This window comes from Acinetobacter sp. ANC 3813 (assembly GCF_002135435.1).
Taxonomy (GTDB): domain Bacteria; phylum Pseudomonadota; class Gammaproteobacteria; order Pseudomonadales; family Moraxellaceae; genus Acinetobacter.
Map to the genome: position 1 here is coordinate 39,007 of NZ_NEGK01000014.1, position 20,010 is coordinate 59,016.

General features: G+C 43.6%; 17 protein-coding genes. 11 read left to right on the forward strand and 6 right to left on the reverse strand.

Features of this window, described 5'->3' with window-relative positions; genetic code table 11:
- Positions 1 to 37: 37 nt before the first annotated feature.
- The 3 genes from B9T34_RS17015 to B9T34_RS17025 all read left to right on the forward strand — a co-directional run bounded on the left by B9T34_RS17015 (position 38) and on the right by B9T34_RS17025 (position 2,712).
- Positions 38 to 1,132 (forward strand): hypothetical protein, encoded by a 1,095-nt coding sequence (locus B9T34_RS17015; RefSeq protein ID WP_086214324.1) that lies wholly within the window; start codon positions 38 to 40, stop codon positions 1,130 to 1,132.
- A 115-nt stretch (positions 1,133 to 1,247) separates the two neighbouring features.
- Entirely contained in the window at positions 1,248 to 2,330 is a 1,083-nt protein-coding gene (locus tag B9T34_RS17020) for a hypothetical protein (RefSeq protein WP_086214325.1), read from the forward strand.
- Between the two features lie 64 nt (positions 2,331 to 2,394).
- Complete coding sequence (locus B9T34_RS17025; protein WP_086214326.1) at positions 2,395 to 2,712, forward strand: hypothetical protein; 318 nt, start codon at positions 2,395 to 2,397, stop codon at positions 2,710 to 2,712.
- Positions 2,713 to 2,766: 54 nt separating this feature from the next.
- Here B9T34_RS17025 and B9T34_RS17030 read toward each other — a convergent pair whose 3' ends face one another.
- The gene (locus B9T34_RS17030) at positions 2,767 to 5,133 is read right to left on the reverse strand and encodes a Tex family protein (protein WP_086214327.1); all 2,367 of its coding nucleotides are present in this window, start codon (positions 5,131 to 5,133) and stop codon (positions 2,767 to 2,769) included.
- A 331-nt stretch (positions 5,134 to 5,464) separates the two neighbouring features.
- Here B9T34_RS17030 and ompR point away from each other — a divergent pair, with 331 nt between their 5' ends.
- The 4 genes from ompR to B9T34_RS17055 all read left to right on the forward strand — a co-directional run bounded on the left by ompR (position 5,465) and on the right by B9T34_RS17055 (position 10,839).
- Entirely contained in the window at positions 5,465 to 6,229 is a 765-nt protein-coding gene (gene ompR, locus B9T34_RS17035) for a two-component system response regulator OmpR (RefSeq protein WP_086214328.1), read from the forward strand.
- A gap of 269 nt (positions 6,230 to 6,498) precedes the next feature.
- The gene (locus B9T34_RS17040) at positions 6,499 to 7,959 is read left to right on the forward strand and encodes an ATP-binding protein (protein WP_086214329.1); all 1,461 of its coding nucleotides are present in this window, start codon (positions 6,499 to 6,501) and stop codon (positions 7,957 to 7,959) included.
- 205 nt (positions 7,960 to 8,164) lie between these two features.
- Positions 8,165 to 9,682 (forward strand): acetyl-CoA hydrolase/transferase family protein, encoded by a 1,518-nt coding sequence (locus B9T34_RS17045; RefSeq protein ID WP_086214330.1) that lies wholly within the window; start codon positions 8,165 to 8,167, stop codon positions 9,680 to 9,682.
- Between the two features lie 470 nt (positions 9,683 to 10,152).
- Entirely contained in the window at positions 10,153 to 10,839 is a 687-nt protein-coding gene (locus tag B9T34_RS17055; RefSeq protein ID WP_086214332.1) for a DsbA family oxidoreductase, read from the forward strand.
- A 65-nt stretch (positions 10,840 to 10,904) separates the two neighbouring features.
- Here the strand turns inward: B9T34_RS17055 and B9T34_RS17060 are convergent, their stop codons facing one another.
- Positions 10,905 to 11,105 carry a dodecin family protein gene (locus tag B9T34_RS17060; protein WP_086214333.1) on the reverse strand — a complete coding sequence of 67 codons (201 nt, stop codon included), beginning with the start codon at positions 11,103 to 11,105 and terminating at the stop codon, positions 10,905 to 10,907.
- A gap of 673 nt (positions 11,106 to 11,778) precedes the next feature.
- Between B9T34_RS17060 and B9T34_RS17065 the strand changes: the two genes are divergently transcribed.
- From B9T34_RS17065 to B9T34_RS17080, 4 genes are all read left to right on the forward strand, one after another.
- On the forward strand, positions 11,779 to 11,970 hold the full coding sequence (locus B9T34_RS17065; protein ID WP_086214334.1) for a hypothetical protein: 192 nt from the start codon (positions 11,779 to 11,781) through the stop codon (positions 11,968 to 11,970).
- Between the two features lie 328 nt (positions 11,971 to 12,298).
- Positions 12,299 to 12,478: a hypothetical protein gene (locus B9T34_RS17070; RefSeq protein ID WP_086214335.1), complete on the forward strand. Its 180-nt coding sequence runs from the start codon at positions 12,299 to 12,301 to the stop codon at positions 12,476 to 12,478.
- A 13-nt stretch (positions 12,479 to 12,491) separates the two neighbouring features.
- On the forward strand, positions 12,492 to 13,859 hold the full coding sequence (locus B9T34_RS17075) for a hypothetical protein (protein WP_086214336.1): 1,368 nt from the start codon (positions 12,492 to 12,494) through the stop codon (positions 13,857 to 13,859).
- Between the two features lie 108 nt (positions 13,860 to 13,967).
- Positions 13,968 to 15,095 (forward strand): hypothetical protein, encoded by a 1,128-nt coding sequence (locus B9T34_RS17080; protein WP_086214337.1) that lies wholly within the window; start codon positions 13,968 to 13,970, stop codon positions 15,093 to 15,095.
- 56 nt (positions 15,096 to 15,151) lie between these two features.
- Here the strand turns inward: B9T34_RS17080 and htpG are convergent, their stop codons facing one another.
- From htpG to B9T34_RS17100, 4 genes are all read right to left on the reverse strand, one after another.
- Positions 15,152 to 17,071 (reverse strand): molecular chaperone HtpG, encoded by a 1,920-nt coding sequence (gene htpG / locus B9T34_RS17085; RefSeq protein ID WP_086214338.1) that lies wholly within the window; start codon positions 17,069 to 17,071, stop codon positions 15,152 to 15,154.
- A gap of 98 nt (positions 17,072 to 17,169) precedes the next feature.
- Positions 17,170 to 17,514: a lysozyme inhibitor LprI family protein gene (locus B9T34_RS17090; protein WP_086214339.1), complete on the reverse strand. Its 345-nt coding sequence runs from the start codon at positions 17,512 to 17,514 to the stop codon at positions 17,170 to 17,172.
- 185 nt (positions 17,515 to 17,699) lie between these two features.
- The gene (locus B9T34_RS17095; RefSeq protein WP_086214340.1) at positions 17,700 to 18,290 is read right to left on the reverse strand and encodes an OmpW/AlkL family protein; all 591 of its coding nucleotides are present in this window, start codon (positions 18,288 to 18,290) and stop codon (positions 17,700 to 17,702) included.
- Between the two features lie 301 nt (positions 18,291 to 18,591).
- Positions 18,592 to 20,004 carry a Na+/H+ antiporter family protein gene (locus B9T34_RS17100; RefSeq protein ID WP_086214341.1) on the reverse strand — a complete coding sequence of 471 codons (1,413 nt, stop codon included), beginning with the start codon at positions 20,002 to 20,004 and terminating at the stop codon, positions 18,592 to 18,594.
- Positions 20,005 to 20,010: the final 6 nt, after the last annotated feature.

The following is a 20,010-nucleotide window of genomic DNA, read 5'->3' on the forward strand; positions in this document are numbered from 1 at the left end:
TTTTCATGTCAATTCATTGAAGCAGTGATATTTATTTATGAACCACCGTGCTCTTATTTTGGGAATTGGCATCTGCAGCGCCAGTTCAATTTATGCCGCTCCCGAAGATCTTTTCTTGCAAGCCAAATCATTTTCAAACTCCCCCCCTGCCAGCATTTCCATTGGAATTGATGCGGTAAACGAGACCATTGATGTATTCGATCTCCGCGCAAAAGAAGGCGTATCTTCTGGTGCGGGTGACTACTTGGGCGGGCATATCAGCGCAGCATACCAGTTCGCACCACAATGGACGCTGCAAGGCGCTTATTGGTACCGTGAGATTGACTACACTCAGGACACCAATGCTATTCATAGCCCTTTGCTGGGCGTGCGCTATTTTCCCGATTTAAACTTAGACGCTAAAGATGCGCTGTTTTTCCGCTTAAGCATTTGGGGCAATCGTGCAGATGAGCTGCGAAAATCCACAGCAACACTCGTAAATAAACGCCGCCTAGAACAAGTAACGGTCAATAAACCCCAAGATTGGCAACTTCAGTTTGATGCTGTTTTTTCACGCCAGTTAGATCATATGAATATACTCAATGCCTTCGCCAGCGTAGGCTATAGTCAAGTCAAAGTTGATCAGCTCAAGATTCAAGCGACTGCCAACGGCTGCTTAATGGATATTTCCATCCATTCAAATAATCAGTTTGATGGTCAATTGAGTAAGCCTTGCACTTCTGGCAATCTGTTGCTGACAGAGTTAACAGTCACAGGCAATGCCAGCGAGTACGGCATCGATATGCAAAAAGATCTGAACTATGACGCCTATTTTGCAAGCATTGGCGGGTCTTGGAACTGGCGTTATAAACAGTTTGAAAGTCAGCTTGCCTATCAATATCAGCACTTATGGCGCAATGATATTGATGACCGCATCAGCAGTTTTGGCAACGCCGCGATTGAAGACAACCATAGCCTTGGTCTTAAATTCAGCTACGACTTTCATCCTCAAGTCCGTGGATTTTTACAAGGTGAAATTTATCAAAATAATTTTGTCGGGACTATCCCTTTTATCTACAACGGCGTGACAGCATCACGGCTAGACAAGCGCTATGGATTAGCCTCAATAGGAGTGACTTTCCATAACTTTTAGCGGCAGTTAAAAATACATTCAAATGACTCAGCAGTCACGGACTGAGTCATCTCGCCATTGCTGTCCTGACGTTCTCTTTTAAAATTTATGCACAAGTGTATAGCGGCGAAGAAACATGATCCAAATTCTGCAAAAGCGGCCTCCCACCCTTAGCCTCCGCGCTGGCGCCATCGCTCAGCAGCTGATTTCAAAAGAAGGTTTACAGGCCAGCCAAGTCGATATGATCCCGGGCGCGGCCGGCGGTCCAAAAGGCATTGGGCTGACAGGATTGGATTTGGCAATATTCGGTAAATTTCTGCCTCAAGCCAAGCAGCGCCGCTTCTTAATTGGTTCTTCTGTTGGCGCATGGCGCTTTGCAGGCATTGTCGCGCAAGGTGAAAATATTGGCCCTGCACAATTGGCAGACCTTTACATTAATCTGCCTTTTCATCAAAAAATGAAAATTGCCGAGATTGAAAAAATTTCCAGAGATATGCTCTCTGGCATTTTGGGCAATCAATCACAAAAATTAGTTGAACACCCTGATTATCACTTAACGATCATCGCGGCGAAAGCGGAGCACCTCTTCCAAAGCGATCAGCGCTTAGCATTATACAGTTCGCTATTAGGCATAATCGGCAGCAATGCGCTGTCCCGCAATCATTTGAATAAGTTTATGCAGCGGGTGATTTGCCAGCCCGAACATTTCCCGCAATTTAAAGTTCAAGAAGATGCCTTTAAAACCCATTATCTGAATTTTAATCAAGATAATGTGGCGGATTGGCTGATGGCTTCAGGCTCGATTCCGGGCGTCACGCCTGCCGTCAAAAATATTTCAAATGCACCGCAAGGCGCCTACCGTGACGGCGGCTTAATCGACTATCACATTGACTTACCCTTTGAAAGCCAAGGAATTGTTTTATACCCCCATTTTAGCGACAGCATTATTCCTGGATGGTTTGACAAAATGTTTAAATCACGAACAGCCAATCCTGAAAATCAAGCGCGCACGCTATTGATTTCGCCCTCTCAGGACTATTTAAATACTTTGCCTTTAGGCCGTTTACCAGACCGTAAAGACTTTATTTTGAAAGGATTAGATACACAGCAGCGCATTAAAATGTGGAAGCAGTCCGTCGATGAAAGCCAGCGTTTGGGTGATGAATTTTTGGAGATGGTGCAAAAGCAGAATTTTCCGCAATTTATGCAGCCTATGTAAGGATTAATGCAGCAGGCGCAATTGGCTTGTATAATCGAACCACTTTTGAATATTTAAGATACTTATGCGGATTTTTCTCCTGATTTTGCAGTTTGCCTGCGTCGCTTTTGCGCTGTTCCTTTGCTATCAGCTGGGTATGACGCTTAGTACACCGCATTATGACTTAATGGAAGTTGTCGCAGATGTCGGCACCATTTTAATCTGCATCGATTTATCCACGTTCTTATTCAGCAGTAAAAAGCAGCAAGGCATGAGTTTGGAAGATTATGCGAAACAGCTGGAACAGCCTCCGAATAAGCTGGTTTATGTGACCCGAAAATTGGGTCATTTGGGCATTATGCTGATTTTAGTCAGCTGGATTGTGCCAATGATTCATTCATAAACCTAGACAATAAAAAACCTCCCAATCGGGAGGTTTTTTATTAGAACTTAAAGATTACTTCGAACCTTTAATCCCTGCTTGCAATAATAACGCACCTAAACCGCCAATTTTTTGCTCTTGCGGTTTAGCAGACTGCGGTTTTTTACCTTGTGGACGCTCACTCTGAGGACGCTCACCACGCGCTTGTTGCGGACGTTTTCCGTGAGGCTTGCGTTCACCGCGCTGCTCATTGCTGTGCTCACGGCGCGGCTGACGCGGCGCTTTAGCTGGCGCTTCTGAACCTTCAGGACGCATCGACAAATTCACACGGTTGCGTTCAGCATCCACAGTCAGTACACGTACTTGCACAATTTGACCCGGTTTCACCACTTTATGCGGATCAGACACAAACTCATTGGCCAACTCAGAAATATGCACTAAGCCATCCTGATGTACACCTACGTCGACAAATGCGCCGAAATTAGTGACATTGGTAATCACGCCTTCCAGCTGCATGCCTTCAGTCAATTGAGATACGTCTGTAATGTCTTCACGGAACTTCGCTGTGCGGAATTCTGGACGCGGGTCACGGCCTGGTTTTTCCAGCTCAGATAATACGTCCTGAATGGTTGGCAAACCAAATTTTTCATCAGCAAAAGCTGATGCATCCACTTGGCGGATAATTTCGCTGTTGCCAATAATGTCTTTGACTGTTGTTGCTTTCGCTTCAACAATTTTATTGACCAAACCATACGATTCAGGATGCACTGCAGAAGCATCCAATGGCTCAGAACCGTCTTGAATGCGCAGGAAGCCTGCTGCCTGTTCAAAAGTACGTTCGCCCAAACGCGGCACATTTTTCAACGCTTGACGGTTGTCAAAACGGCCATTTTCTTTACGGAAATCGACAATTTGCTGCGCGATTGATTTATTCAAGCCTGCAATGTAGCCCAAAATAGCTGCTGATGCTGTATTTACATCAACTCCGACTGAGTTCACACAGTCTTCAACCACAGCTTCAAGTGTCTGTGCCAAGCCCGTCTGGTTCACATCGTGCTGATATTGACCCACACCAATCGATTTCGGATCAATCTTCACAAGTTCCGCAAGTGGGTCTTGTAAACGGCGTGCAATCGATACTGCACCACGAATTGAAACGTCAAGCTCAGGCAACTCTTGAGATGCCAATTCAGATGCTGAGTACACCGATGCCCCTGCTTCAGAAACAGACACACGTGTTAAATTCAAATCCGTATTTGCAGCCATCATTTCAGCCACAAGCGCTTCAGTTTCACGGCTGGCAGTGCCATTACCCACTGCAATTAAATCAACATTGAATTCACGGCAAAGACGATTCAACTCAGCAATTGAACCTGCTTTATCATCTTTAGGTGCAAATGGGTAAATCGTGCTGTGAGCCAGCACATCACCTGATGCGTTTACCACTGCCAATTTCACACCCGTACGAATCCCTGGATCCATACCTAAAGTGGTGCGTGCGCCCGCTGGTGCAGAAAGCAATAAATGACGTAAGTTTTCCGCAAATACATTCATTGCTTCAGTTTCAGCAGCCAAACGTTTTTCAGTCAGCAACGAATGTTCAATGCTTGGGCGAACTTTGCCGAGCCAGAACAATTTTGCTGTTTGCTTTAAGAAATCTTGACGTGCTTGCGGCTGAACCGTTTCCAGATCATATTCAGTTTCAATACGTGTAATTGGTGCTGTATCTTCACCATCCACTTTTAAACCTAATACGTTTTCTTGACGGCCGCGCAGCATCGCCAATAGGCGGTGTGAAGGCACTTTGTTCAGATTTTCAGAAAAATCGAAGTAATCACGGAATTTTTTGCCGACTTCTTTTTTCTCATCTGACGCTACTAAGCTTTTCAGCACAGCAGTTTTAGCAAATGCTGATTTTAAATCCGCTGTCAGCGCGATATTTTGCGCCCAGCCATCAATTAAGATGTGCTGAATAGCATCCAGCTGGCTTTCTGCATCTGGATAGTCTTCATGGCTAAAGCCCGCTAAAGCTTCTGTTGGATCGACTGCTTCCGCAAAGATTTTTTCTGCAATTGCGCCAAGACCGGCTTCTTTTGCTTTAAATGATTTGCTGGTGCGTTTTGGACGGTAAGGCGCGTAGATTTCTTCTAATGCATTTTTTGTTTCCGCACCGTTCACGCGCGCCAGCAGATCGTCTGATAATTTATCTTGTTCTTTCAGTGACTCAATGACTTTTTCACGGCGCTCATATAAATCACGTAAGTATGACAAGCGCGTGTCAAGCTGGCGCAACTGCGTATCGTCTAAGCCTTGAGTTACTTCTTTACGGTAACGCGCAATAAATGGAACGCTGGCACCTTCATCAATTAATTTAATGGCAGCTTCAACTTGATTTGGACGTACGGCAATTTCTTTTGCCAACTGCTGAACTAAGTCAGTCATCGTATGTGATCCCACAAGGATAAGTTCTAAAAGCCATGATTATAAAGACCAAGACCATAAAATCCACAATTGTTTTTATAAATTTACAGGCGGTTTTTATTGCCAATTCACTGCAAATTCACATTTTTGCCTTAAAGTTTTACGGAAACATGAATTTAGCGCTGCAAACACACGCAAAATACACGCCAAACCCTGTATACATTTGGTATCTATGTCTTGATTTTATCTGCAATATTTGTTGCTTTAGAGCATAGTCAACAGATACAAATGAATCGTATACTCAAGTGTATTAACTTTTGTTACGACGACAATAAAGAATAAGGAGCACATCATGAGTTTAGTGGTACCTGCTGAAAAGACTGATGCCGTACACACCGACACCGACCGTGTAGAACGCATTCTTGTGGTGGATGATGATGTGCGTCTGCGTACGCTCTTGCAGCGTTTTCTAGAAGATAAAGGCTTTGTGGTCAAAACAGCGCATGATGCGACTCAAATGGACCGCCTGCTGCAGCGTGAACTGTTCTCGCTGATCGTGCTGGATTTTATGCTGCCAGTCGAAGACGGCTTAAGTATTTGCCGCCGCTTGCGCCAATCCAACATCGATACGCCGATTATCATGCTGACTGCCCGCGGAAGCGACTCAGACCGAATTGCGGGCCTTGAAGCCGGCGCAGATGATTATCTGCCAAAACCATTTAACCCAAATGAGTTGCTGGCACGTATTCGTGCAGTACTGCGCCGCCAAGTCCGTGAAGTGCCTGGAGCGCCTAGCCAGCAAATGGAAGTGGTGTCTTTTGGCCCATGGTCATTGGACTTATCTACCCGCACCCTGACCCGTGAAGGCCAAGTAGTTACCTTAACCACAGGCGAATTTGCCGTATTGAAGGCGCTGGTGCAGCACCCGCGTGAACCTTTAACCCGCGACAAGCTGATGAATTTAGCCCGCGGCCGTGAATGGGGCGCCATGGAGCGTTCAATCGATGTTCAGGTGTCTCGCCTGCGCCGCCTAGTGGAAGAAAACCCTGCGCGCGCACGCTACATTCAAACTGTATGGGGCGTAGGCTATGTCTTTGTTCCAGATGGTGCGGAGTAAGCCACAACTAAATGGTACATTGAAGTTCATTCACTTCATCTAATGTCCGGACACACCATTCGCTGCTGTTGGAGCTACTTGCTTTTGAATTTATAAATAAAAGTGCAAGTAGCTCAGCGAATGGCAAAAGTTACTTGCGTAACAGTGTTACTCATTTTTTAAAAAGTAACATAACGAACTCCTCCCAATGAATGTTCAAGCAGTAAGATTCCATCACAAAGAATAAAAAACTGCATTTTCAGAAAATTTGCTTTTTAAAGGATTTCTGCGTGAAACTTGAACCCACCAACCCGCAAGAATTTACAGACTACGAAGCTTACCAAGAAAAAAAACGCACACCTTGGGAACGCTTTCTCGACAAAATCAAACCTCGTTCCGCCGCTATGCGCACCACGGTTTTGGTGCTTTTTATTGTGTTTTTCAGCCTGTTTATGTCGCTGTGGTTTTTTTGGCGCACACTCTATTTGCCTGAAATCCAGCAGCATGCGCGCTATTTGGCTGTCGAGCTGGAGATCATTAACAATCCTGACCTGCGCATTTTCCACAACAATGCTGAAGTCGATGTCGATACCTGGATGAAAAACCGTGTAGGTATTGAATACATTACCAATCCGAAAGAATTTCCCAACGTCAAAGACAAAGTCATTGCAGAATTTTTTACCAATCAAATTGAAAAAAAACTGGCCAATGAAATGCGCATTGACAATGCTACCGTCTATTTCCAATTTAAGCCCGACCCGCGCATTTGGATTCAAACTCCAGAAATGAACGGCAACTGGGTGCGTGAACCGTTAAAAACCTATGCCAACTACAGTGCTGAACTTATTTTTGGATGGCTGCTGGGCGTTCCCCTTATTGCCGCAATCATTATTTTAACGCTGGTGCGCCAGCTGAACCGCCCCCTAGCGCGCTTGCAGCATGCCGCCAACAGCTACAGCAAAACTGGCACGGCCCCCTATTTGGAAACCAATCACGGGCCGCAGGAAATCCGTGAAGTGAACCAAGCCTTCAATCATATGATTTACACGCTGGATCAAACTGAACGAGACCGCCGCATTATGCTGGCAGGTATTTCGCATGATTTGCGCACCCCGTTGACCCGCATCCGGCTCAGTGCGGAAATGATGCCGGATGATGATTTTCTGAAAGAAGGCCTCATTTACGATGTAGAAGATATGGATGCCATCCTAGATCAATTTATTTCCTTCATGCGTGACGGCTCTGATGAAGTGCCGCAAGATACGGACATCAATATGCTGCTTCAGGAATTGATTATTCAATTCAAGCCATTAGACATCCGTTTTGAAGCGCAGGAACTGCCGATTATTCAAGCCCGCAGCCTGTCTCTCAAGCGTTTGATTGGCAACCTCATCAATAACTCCAAACGGTATGGCGCAGAGCCGATTGAACTTTCCGCGCATGTCGAAGCAGAAAAACTGATGATCAGCGTGGCAGACCATGGTGAAGGTATTCCTAATGATCAGATTGCAGATCTGATGCAGCCGTTTGTGCGCGGCAATGATGCCCGCACTGTGCAAGGCAGCGGCTTAGGCCTCGCTATTGTGAAACGGATTGTCGATATTCATGAAGGTGAACTGTTAATTCATAACCGCCCGCAAGGCGGCTTAGAAGCCATCATTTCCCTCCCTCTCGCAAAAAATGAAATTGACGAAGTTTTAAACAGCAGCCCATTGGGAAAAATCAAGCAAACTTTCAGTGAACGCTTTTAGCAAGTGTTCACTTTTTAGACAAACAGTTTCGTTCAAGGATTAAACAGCCTTAGTTTTTGTTTTTTAAAACAATATCTTAAAAACCATAAAAATATCTTATACCCGCATTTTTGCAAAAAATTAGACCTTAGCCTAACAGGTATGCAAAATGGCTTTTTGATCGGTACAATCCGTATCAGTTTTGAGATTTCCCAGAGAGTAAAACATGTCTTTAGATCGCATTCGTTTAGCATCACTTCACGATAAAGTCATCAGCGCTGAACAAGCTGCTGCATTTATCAAAGATGGCATGACGGTAGGTATGAGCGGATTCACGCGCGCAGGCGAGGCCAAAGCGGTTCCTCTTGCATTAGTGAAACAAGCGAAAGAAAACCCATTGAAAATCACGTTGATCACGGGTGCGTCTTTAGGTAATGACCTCGACAAGCAATTGACTGAAGCTGGCGTTCTTGCACGCCGTCTGCCTTTCCAAGTAGACAACACTTTGCGTAAAGCCATCAACAAAGGCGAAGTGATGTTCATCGATCAGCACTTATCTGAAACTGTTGAACAAATGCGCAACCTGCAGCTGAAAAAGCCAGACGTTGCAGTGATTGAAGCTGTTGCAATTACAGAAGACGGCGGCATCATCCCGACTACTTCTGTCGGCAACTCTGCAAGCTTTGCTATTTTTGCAAAAGAAGTGATTGTAGAAATCAACACCAACTTAAGCCCTGCTTTTGAAGGCCTGCACGATATCTACATCCCGTCTTACCGCCCGACTCGCCAGCCAATTCCATTGACTCAAGTGGATGAGCGCATTGGCACAAGCGCAATCAATATCGATCCGTCTAAAATTGTCGGCATCGTTTTCAACAGCGAATACCACGATTCTCCATCTACAGTGACTGAACCTGATGACGAGACTCAAGGCATTGCTAACCATCTGATCGCTTTCTTTGAAAAAGAAGTTGAAGAAGGCCGCCTGCCAAAAGACCTTGGCCCGCTGCAAGCAGGTATCGGTTCAATTGCAAACGCTGTATTGACTGGCTTGAAAGAATCAAACTTTGAAGATCTTGTAATGTACTCAGAAGTGCTTCAAGACTGCACATTTGAATTGATTGATGCAGGCAAAATGAAATTTGCTTCAGGTTCTTCAATTACGCTTTCTGCTAAATACGGCGAAAAAGTATTTAACAACCTTGAACAGTACAAAGACAAATTGGTTCTTCGTCCGCAAGAAATTTCGAACCACCCTGAATTGGTTCGCCGCTTAGGCATTATCGGCATCAATACTGCGCTTGAGTTCGACATTTACGGCAACGTAAACTCAACTCACGTTTGCGGTACAAAAATGATGAACGGTATTGGCGGTTCAGGTGACTTCGCGCGTAATGCTCACCTTGCAATCTTCGTGACTAAATCAATTGCGAAAGGCGGCGACATTTCTTCTGTTGTGCCATTTGCATCGCATATTGACCACGCAGAGCATGACGTCGATATCCTTGTAACAGAACAGGGCTTAGCTGACCTGCGCGGTTTAGCGCCACGCGAACGCGCCCGCGCTGTCATCGACAACTGTGCTCACCCTATGTACCGTGATGCATTGAACGATTACTTTGACCGTGCATGCGAAAAAGGCGGTCAAACGCCGCACGTTCTTCGTGAAGCACTGTCTTGGCACATCAACTTCGAAGAAACTGGCCACATGCTAGCTGAACAAAAAGAAGCGAAATCTGCTTAATTGACAGTAAAATCAAAACGCTCTTCGGAGCGTTTTTTTATGACCATTATTTTTAAATCGGGTTGATCAAATGTGAAAAACACGGCTCATCCAAATTGATCAAAATAAATTCTAAAACAAAAACGGTGTTGATGAGCCGACCTGATCTCAAACCTGACTTCAGATGATGTGATTGCACTTTTGAACGGTATGCTCTGCCACATCCATGAAATAATCTTGAGATTGATATTTTTCTAAAACGGGTATACCGAGATCGATTATTTTTATACGCGTTGAAGAAGTTAAGACGATGTGTTTAGGTAAATTCTTGATTACAGATTGAAGGCCTGACGGATCATCTTTCACTGTTTTAAACGTCATTAAAAATTTCAACTTGCAGAGTTGTAGACAAAAAATGGATTGCATTGCTTGGCTTTAAATTTTAGGATTTGCCCCCATAAACTTTGCAGAAGATAGAAAAGAGATTTCCCATGCGTGTAGATATCTGGTCAGACGTGGTTTGCCCATTTTGTTATATTGCGAAAAAACGCCTTGAAGCTGCAGCAGAAGAATCAGGTGTAGAACTTGAGGTATTTTGGCACAGCTATCAACTTGATGCAGATGCACCTGCCCGCTTAGAAATTTCCAACACTGAACGCTTAGCTCAAAAATATGGGCGCAGCATTGACGAAGTTGAAGAAATGCAGCGCAATATTGCAGAAATGGCAAAAGCTGAAGGCATTGAATTTAATTGGCAAAAAGCCAATTCAGGCAATACATTGAACGCACACCGCTTAATTCACCTTGCACAAAGCAAAGGCTTAGGCAGTGAAGCCGAAGAAGCTTTCTTCTATAGCTATATGACGCAAGGTTTGCCGATTGGTGAGCGTGAGACTTTAGAAGACGTTGCATCCCGTATTGGCTTAAACCCAGTTGAAGTGGATGACCTGCTTGACTCAGATGAATTTGCCGATTTTGTTAAATATGATGAAGAAGTGGCACGTGATCAACTCAAAGTGACAGGTGTACCCTTCTTTGTTTTTGAACAGCGTATTGCATTGGCAGGCGCTCAGCCTAAAGATGTGTTCAAACAGGTGATGGATAAAGCAGCTGAACTTCCTGAGCTTGCGCCAACCCCTGTATGCAAAGATGAAAGTTGCGAAACACCAGAAAAATAAATTTCACGTGCAAAAAAAATCCCCAAACTGGGGATTTTTTTATGTGAAATTTTAATGATTCTGCCTTAGTCCACCAGAAAACTGATTTTTAAATTGACCCGGTATTCTGAAATTTTATTGTCTTTCACAATGACTTTTTGTTCATTGATCCACGCGCCTTGAACATTTTTAACAGTTTCAGTCACTTTAGCAATACCTGTCTGAATTGCATCCTCAAAACTTTTACTGCTGCTCGAATTTACTTCTACAATTTTTGCAATTGCCATGGATATGCTTCCTCAGTTTTTTGTTTTTGAGCATCTATATTAGTATAAAAAACAGACAATAATAGTGATATTAAAACATGCACAGCAAAAACTTACACAAGAGAACAGTTAAGATTATCTTAATATTATACTTTTTAATAAATGAATAATTTTTTCCCTAAATTAACAGCGATGCAATTCAAGATCTGCAGCAAGAAACCAAGCCTGCGTCAAATTTATAGATAAAAATGACTGCTTCTTTTCAGTTTGAAATGATGAAAAGCTTCACTTTCTCAAAAAAAAGTTCAGGAAATTGCGTTAAAAATTATATTTTAAGCACTGTGCTTGGCGTTGAGCGCTTAAGGATTGTGTAATTTTCTGCAATACAGCCAACGCTTTTTATTTTAACCAACATTCAAGATGCAGAGTCCTGCTTATCAAAAACAGCCTCATTTCAGTATTTCTTAAAACATCACACCAGAGAGAGAAAATCCTATACAAGCACATTGAAATGCTAGAATAATTACTCTAAATTATTGTTTTACATATGTAAAAATACTAAAAAAACGATATTCTTGCCGAAACGATCATTTTATAAAATAGCCTGTTTGCTATTATTTTATTCATTCTCGATAGAACTTTTATCTATCCATCTCCCGCACTTTATGGGTTTAATACCCTCTGGAAAAGCATTATGAATCTGTTTAAATCTGCAATTGCTGTTTCACTTTTTGCTATTTCTGCAACTGCCTCAGCCCAAATTGTCTACACGCTCGACTTTCCAGTAAAAAAAGCTGCGGCGGAGCAAATGGCCAACACTAATTCATCTGCGCCAACTTCAGAAGCTGCAGCACAAGATAAAGCGCAATCAGAAAAAGCGGCTTAAACTCTTTTTCTTCGTACATAAAATGGCAGTTCAATTTTTCTGAACTGCCATTTTTTTGATTTATTTTTCAATTTATCTTAACATGCAGCCTGTATAGCATTTGGCGCCTTTTTCCAGGCCTTTATATCGATACATGCCGTTTGGCTGCGCAATTCTCCCTCCCTTCTATGCGCGAAAAATCGGGTTATTTTTTAGCTTAAATGCACTTTTTAAGTCATTTTAGTCAACCATTCGTCAAAATGTGACCATTTTTTTCATGCACTTACTCAGCAATCCCCTATATAATCGAAACAACATTACTTTTTTTGTCAATTACATAGGTCTTCCTATGCAAAATCTTCAGGCGCTTATACAAGGTAAAATTTCACCGCAATCCATCAATATTGATGAATTGGTTGAAATGGCAAAAAAACATCAACAAGAAAATTCCGCAGAATACAAATTAATAGAAATGGCGGTAAATATTGTGTTAGCAAAACATTTAGAAAAAGCACAAAAATTTATCTAGGGGAATCACATCAATGAATGCGTTAGAAAAAGCGCTTCTCATTAAAGAGCTGCATCAGCTCACTTTAGATTTAGAGCATCGAACGCTTTCGTTTTATGAAATTGCGAGAGCCAAACAGCGCATTAAAGATATTTTTGCGCTGTGCGATGAACCTATTTTTCAAAAGCAGATTCTGTCCTATAGAGCCTTAATGGAACCCAAAACTGCCGCGCAGTTTTTTGCTTCAGACACGCCTTTTTCACTCAGTTTCCGTGGCTATTTTCAGGATGAATACGAATTAGAAGCGCAGCTCTATACCTTGCCTCATTCTGGCTGGGCTTTTTTGCACGACCGCAGCAAGGGCTGGCAAACATGGCTCATTCCTACCCCCAACCGCACTGCGCTCATCAGCGAATGGGGAACTTTTGAAGACAATTATGCATGGATGCTGGAAATGCAGCAGTATTATGATTGCTTGTATACCGACGCAGAACTTGAATCACAGTCTGTTTTACTTGAGCCTATCCCTTCAGCTGAACTTTCAAATCATGTGCCATCTTCTGCAAACGAGCCGCATGATGTGCCTGAAACAGCATTAGAAACATTGACGCCAAGTTCTGAAACATCCCAAATTGAAAAAAATACAATTACAGATTCAAATGCTTTAGATACCGCAGCGCTCAATCCAGATGCTGAATTGCAAATATTTGATCATCTGACGCCGGCACAGCTGTATAAACTGCCTTTGAATGCCAGTTCAAATCAGCAGCTCTATGCTGCGCACTTTCCAGATGCGCCAACAATTTCTCAGCTGCATGATATTGTACTGTATGGCGAAAAAATGGAAACATGGCATACCCAGCCGGTCTATATTGCAGAGCAGCTGAATCTGCAGGGCCGCTTTGAAAAACACCTGATTCTGCTTGGCGCATTCAATCCAATACAGGCAGTAGAGCTCTGCGGCCTATTCTGCCAGCACTCTGAACGTCAGTTGGCTTCTGTGCAGGAAGTCAGCCTGCATGCGCTGGGCACGGCTTATCAAAGCATTGATACGCTGTTCAAATGCTGTGTCGAACAGGCCAAGTTTGTCTGGAAAATGGAGCAATACCATAGCTATATTCCATCGGAAGCCATTAATACTCAAAAATTTATTCAATTTGATGAACAGGATGCAGATTTCAGCACACCTATCCTGCTGCTGGAAGAACGCCAAAAAATCCGCGTGATTCATGGCCATAAGCGCCTAGCGCTGGCTGATAATGAGACGGCTTATCCCTACCTGATTTTGCACCGCAGGCATGGGCTAAACTGGAAAATGATTCAATCTGCCATTTCCGTCCTTTCACAGCCTATCAATGTGCTTGAGCTGCATAAAGCCATTCAGGAGCAGCAGCCCATCTAGCCAAAGCCGCTGCATTTAAATGGTATTATTATTGCAGCAGTGCATTGCTTTTATGTGAAGATCAAACAAAACTAAAGCTAAATAAAAGATATATAAGAGCTTTAGAAGATGACAAAAAATAAAAACTGCACGGCTAAATTTGTTTTGATCTCTGCTGCTCTCGCAATGAACTGCTCTTTGGCCTTAGCCAACGATAGTGTGCAGCCCGCAGCAGATGGCGCTTCAGCAGTTAGCCCAGCAACGCAGGATGATCACGGCCTGCTGTTCTTCATTCCGCGCATGGTTGATGCCGTGCCGACATTTCTACCTGACCAGTCCAATGCGCCCAGCGTTCCAGTAACTGCAGAAACTGAAGACAGCACTTGGACCGACCGCCAGCAAAAATCCATCCGCAACTGGGCAGATAGAACAGCCAATAAAATTGATAATTGGTTTGGTGATCCCGATCCCAATCAGCCAGCATCTGCGACTTTACGCGTTATTTTAGACAGCAGCTGGAATAAACACGATGATTATGAATTTAAACCGCGCATACGCGGCAAAATTAAACTGCCGACGCTCGAACGCAAAGTCAGTCTCGTATTCGGTGACGACTCTTTAGATAATGAGCTGCAGAACAACAATGCCATTACCAATGAAAACACCCCAAGCACCTCCGATAAAAACTTTGATAAGGAACGTGCCCGTGAAGACAACAGCTCATTAGCGCTGCGCTGGTCCAATTTTTCCAAACGATTGCCCTTTGATACAGATTTTGACCTGGGTATCCGCTCCGGAGATGACATCTACGCCCGTTTCAAAGCGCAAAAAGATTGGCAGCTTGAAAATGATTTCAAGTTTCATGCAGAGCAAATCTACCGCTATGGCATAGACAGCGAGAATTATTTGCGGACCAATTTGGAACTTGTACATGCGCGTCCCAACCAAGCCTTTTTGTCTGATCAGTTCAGCCTAACCTATGCTGATTCACAGGATGATGACCTGACTTGGGACAATTTCACCTTCCGCCAGCATCAGTTTTTTTATGGCAACCGCTTTAACTACGGCGTCTATACAGGCGGCTATTACAATGATGGCAACCTAAGACTCAACAGCTGGGGCCCCTATATTTCATGGCGCCAGCCATTTTTAAGGGAATGGTTCTATATTCAGGGCGATCTCAATTATTTAAATAATCACCGTGATGACCGCAGCCATTTCATCGGTGCATTAGTCCGTTTAGAAGCCTTGTTCTAGCCAACTTTCTTTAAAAAAAGCCCCTAGAAAGGGGCTTTTTTTAGTTAAACAGCATGTTATTTCAGCAGCAAGCTATTAATCCGTTTGAGATAAGCAGCAGGATCTTCCGGCAGCCCGCCTTCTGCAATCAAAGCCTGATCAAATATCACATTGGCCAAATCATCAAACTGCACAGCACCATCCAATTTTTTCACTAAAGGATGCTCTGGGTTAATTTCCAGGATCGGTTTGATTTCCGGCACAGGCTGTCCCGCTTGTTTGAGCATACGGATCAATTGCGGTGAAAGCTCACCATCTCCCGTCACCAAACATGCAGGCGAATCCACCAAACGCGTTGTTACACGCACCTCTTTGGTTTTGCCTTTGAGAGCATCAGAAAGCTTATCAACGACTGGCTTAAATTGCTCTGCAGCCGCTTCCAGCGCTTTTTTCTCTTCAGCGTCCTGCAAATCGCCTAAATCTACTGCGCCTTTGGCAACATTTTGCATCGGCAAGCCATCAAATTCGTTGACGAATTCCATCGCCCACTCATCAACACGCTCAGACATCAATAAAACTTCAATGCCTTTTTTCTTAAACAGTTCGAGCTGCGGTGAGTTTTTAGCAGCCATTAAGCTATCCGCCGTCACATAGTAAATGGCTTTTTGGCCCTCTTTCATGCGCGCTTTATAATCCGCCAGCGAAGTGACAACCTCATCATTGACTGAGCTGGCAAAGCGCAGCAGCTTCAAAATGCGCTCACGGTTGCCCATGTCTTCGCCTAAGCCTTCTTTCAATACTGAACCGAATTCAGCATAGAAGGTTTTGAATTTGTCTTGATCCTGCTCATTTTCAGACTTTGCTAAGCCATCCAGCAAATTCAAGACACGGCGCGCATTACCCTCGCGAATGGTTTTCACATCACGGCTTTCCTGCAGCAGTTCACGGCTGACATTCAGCGGCAAATCTGCGCTATCGACCACACCCTGAACAAAGCGCAGATAATTTGGAATCAGGTTATCCGCATCATCCATAATATAGACGCGCTTTACATACAGCTTAATGCCGGCTTTCGCTTCACGGGTAAAGATGTTGCCAGGCGCTTTGCTCGGAATATACAAAAGCTGCGTATATTCAGTACTGCCCTCTACACGGTTATGTGCCCATGCCAAAGGCGCATCATAGTCATGCGTGGTATTTTTATAAAACTCGATATACTGCTCTTCACTCAGATCATTTTTGTTACGGGTCCACAGCGCGCTGGCAGAGTTAATCACCTCCCACTCATCCGTCTTCACATATTGGCCGCCTTGCGATGCTTCACCTTCTGCAGCCTCTTCTTCCTGCCAGACTTGTTTTTGCATTTCGATTGGCAAGCTGATGTGATCAGAATATTTATTTACGATCTGCTTAACTTTGTAGGAGTCCAAATAATCCAAAGCATCATCGCGTAAATGCAAAATAATATCGGTGCCGCGCGTAGGCTTATTGATTTGCTCCACTTCAAAGTCGCCTGTACCGCCGCTAATCCAGCGCACTCCTTCAGCGGCATCAGCGCCTGCGCGGCGCGAGTCCACCGTGATTTTGTCCGCAACAATAAAGCCCGAGTAAAAGCCCACACCAAACTGGCCAATCAGCTGCGCATCCGACTTCTGATCTCCAGTCAATTTAGACATAAAATCTTTGGTGCCTGACTTGGCAATCGTGCCTAAATTATCAATGGCTTCCTGCTCGTTCAAGCCAATGCCATTGTCCGAAATGGTCAGTGTTTTTTGTTCTTGATCAAAAAGAATTCGAACATGCAGCTCCGGATCGTTTTCATAATATTCAGCATGATTAATGCCTTCAAAGCGCAATTTATCACAGGCATCCGAAGCATTCGAAATCAATTCGCGCAGGAAAATTTCAGGATTAGAATATAAAGAATGGGTGACCAAGTGCAGCAGCTGCGCTACTTCTGCCTGAAAGCTGTGTTTTTTTGCGTTTTGTTCGCTCATCAGTTAATCCTCACATATGAACAGTCAATTTTTCTACTGCTATATGAATGGAGCAACTTGATAAATTTTCAATCCCAACTTCATGAAAAATTGCAGTTTTAAAATGGCCCTTGGCGATAAATACGATCCATATACAAATCCAGCTTTTGCTGACGCATTTTATAAACATCTCTCAGGCAATTGACGTTATCCCTGCATTGGTCACGCATGCTGAGCCATTTGACCTGTTCATCCTGAATGACTCCGCGCGTTCCCATAGGCACAAGCCGCTTAATAATGCTGTAGGTTGTCGCCATTTTGACATCTGCATCATTGAGCGCCCGATGATCACACACTGCATGTTCAGTAACAGTTTTCGCCTTCTGGCAATCATAAGAAGCGGCATTGGCGCAATAACTTGCGCTGCAAAGCAGAACTGCGGTCAAAATTTGCTGAATATTCATACCAGCCATCCTTTGCGGGTTAAAGTTTTAATGAAATTTTTTTAGAATTAATCACTGTACAGTACGTTGTATCAGCTTCTGCCTCAAGTGCATATGCATCTGCAATCGTTATCATTTTGTTCAGTGCAAATAAAAAAAACCTCATCCGAAAATGAGGTTTAAGCGCTGATTTATTATTATTTTTATTAGAACTTGTAGCTATAGCCCAATGTATAAACCATCGGATCGATGTCTAAATCGAATTTACCGCCGCCAGCAGCATCCGTTAAAGTGACTTCTGGGCTTAATTGCGCATAACGCGCATCAAAGAAAACGCCCCAATTTTTCGCATCTGCAGGCTGGAAGTTAAAACCGATTTGACCCGCAACACCAAAATCTTCTTTCACGTCTTTCGCTACACCAGACTCATCCCATGCAATAAATGCTGTACCGCCGACACCAATATACGGCGTAAAGCGAGTTGAGTTTTTAAAGTGATATTTAGCTGTAATTGTTGGCGGCAAATGCTTAATTTTTGCAGCTTTTTCACCATTCAGCAAAACATCATGGCCAATTGGCGTAGCTAAAAGCAACTCAGTAGACACGCTATCATTAAAAAAGTATTCAACTGAAGGCGTGAAAGCCAATTCATCATCCGCCTTAACAACTGCGCCTGGTGCAAGTGCATAATCGCCTGTAGGTGAAATTACCGAACCACCCACTTTTACTTGCCATTGACCTGCCATTGCAGAAGCAGACATCCCCAATAATGCAATTAGAACAGCTTGTTTCAACATTTTAAACAACCTACTAGAATGAATAATTAAATACTAACCAAATATTTAAATACTCTGCAACACTATTATTTTAAATAATTTTATTTATTTTATAATTATATGTTTTATAATGTTTTTTATTTTAAACCAAGCTCAAAGGTTGGTTTAAAAAATTTCAATTAAATAATATATAATTCATTTTATTAACCAACCTTTCTACTCAGAATTAAATAAATTTTTCACTATTTTATTCCAACATTTTTAGTCTGAATTAATAATAAAAAAAGGCGATATAAAATCGCCTTTTCCTGTATTTGCAAGATTACAGAACCATTGCTGCAACCCAGCCAAAAATTAAAAGTGGAATATTAAAGTGGATAAAAGTTGGGATTACCGTATCCCAAATATGGTCATGCTGACCATCGACTCCCAAGCCCGCTGTTGGGCCTAATGTCGAGTCTGATGCTGGCGAACCCGCGTCACCTAAAGCTGCAGCTGTACCAATTAAAGCAACTGTTGCCAGCGGGCTGAAACCGAACTGTACGCAAAGCGGTACATAAATAACTGCCAACACTGGCACACTTGAAAAAGAAGAACCAATACCAATCGTCACAAATAAACCGATAAACAGCATGAGAAATGCTGCCAGCGCATGGTTGTCACCAATCAAATGTACAACACCATTCACTAAATGGTTAATGTCGCCCGTTTGGGTCATGACTGAAGCAAAACCTGCAGCAGAAATCATGATAAAGCCGACTAGCGCCATCATGCGCATGCCTTGTACAAAGACATCATCCGCTTCTTGCCATTTAAAAATGCCGGCGCCTGACAATACCGCAAAACCAACTAAACCGCCCAAAATCATCGAACCAGAATACAGCTGCGCAACTAAAGTCAAAACGATTGCCAGCAATGCCATCAGCATGGTTTTTTTCGCAATCACAGGCGCTTTTTCTGCTTCATGCTTTAACTCTTCAGCATCATCCAAAAGCTGTACTTCGCCAGCACGGATCGGCTTATCCAAATCAATTGCAGTTACTTTTGCCACGGCACGGTCAACATATACGCGCGGTTTGCGATAACTGACAAATACAGCAACCAACGTACCAATCACCATGCCAATCACAGGGATTGCCATACCCATCGGCATCATCCAGCGCTCAACGTGCATACCGTAGGCTGCGCCAATTTTGTTGATGTTCCCCATGAGAATCTGCTCAAGGAAAATTGCGCCAAAACCGACCGGCAGGAAGATATACGTACCTACCAGACCAAGTGTCAACACACAGGCAGCTGCGCGACGGTCTAAATTCAGATGGTTCATCACCTTCAGCAAAGGCGGCACCAGAACTGGAATAAATGCGATATGCACAGGGATTAAGTTTTGTGAGCAGATCGCTGCAACCAGTAAAATACTCAGCATCAGGTATTTCACTTTTTTGGCGCGGGCATGTGAAACTTCTGCACCTAACAGGCCAATCAGCTTATGCGCCAAAAGATCAGGCAAGCCCGATTTTGACAATGCGAGGGCAAAAGCGCCCAGTACGGCATAAGCCAGTGCAACTTCGGCACCGTCACCTAAACCTGAATTAAAAGCAGTGATAGTATCTGACAGGCTTAGTCCAGCGACCAAACCGCCTACAATTGCTGAAATGACCAAAGTCAAGACAACAGAAACTCGTGCGATGGAGAGAATAAACATCACCGCAATCGCGATTACTACGGCATTCATGAATAA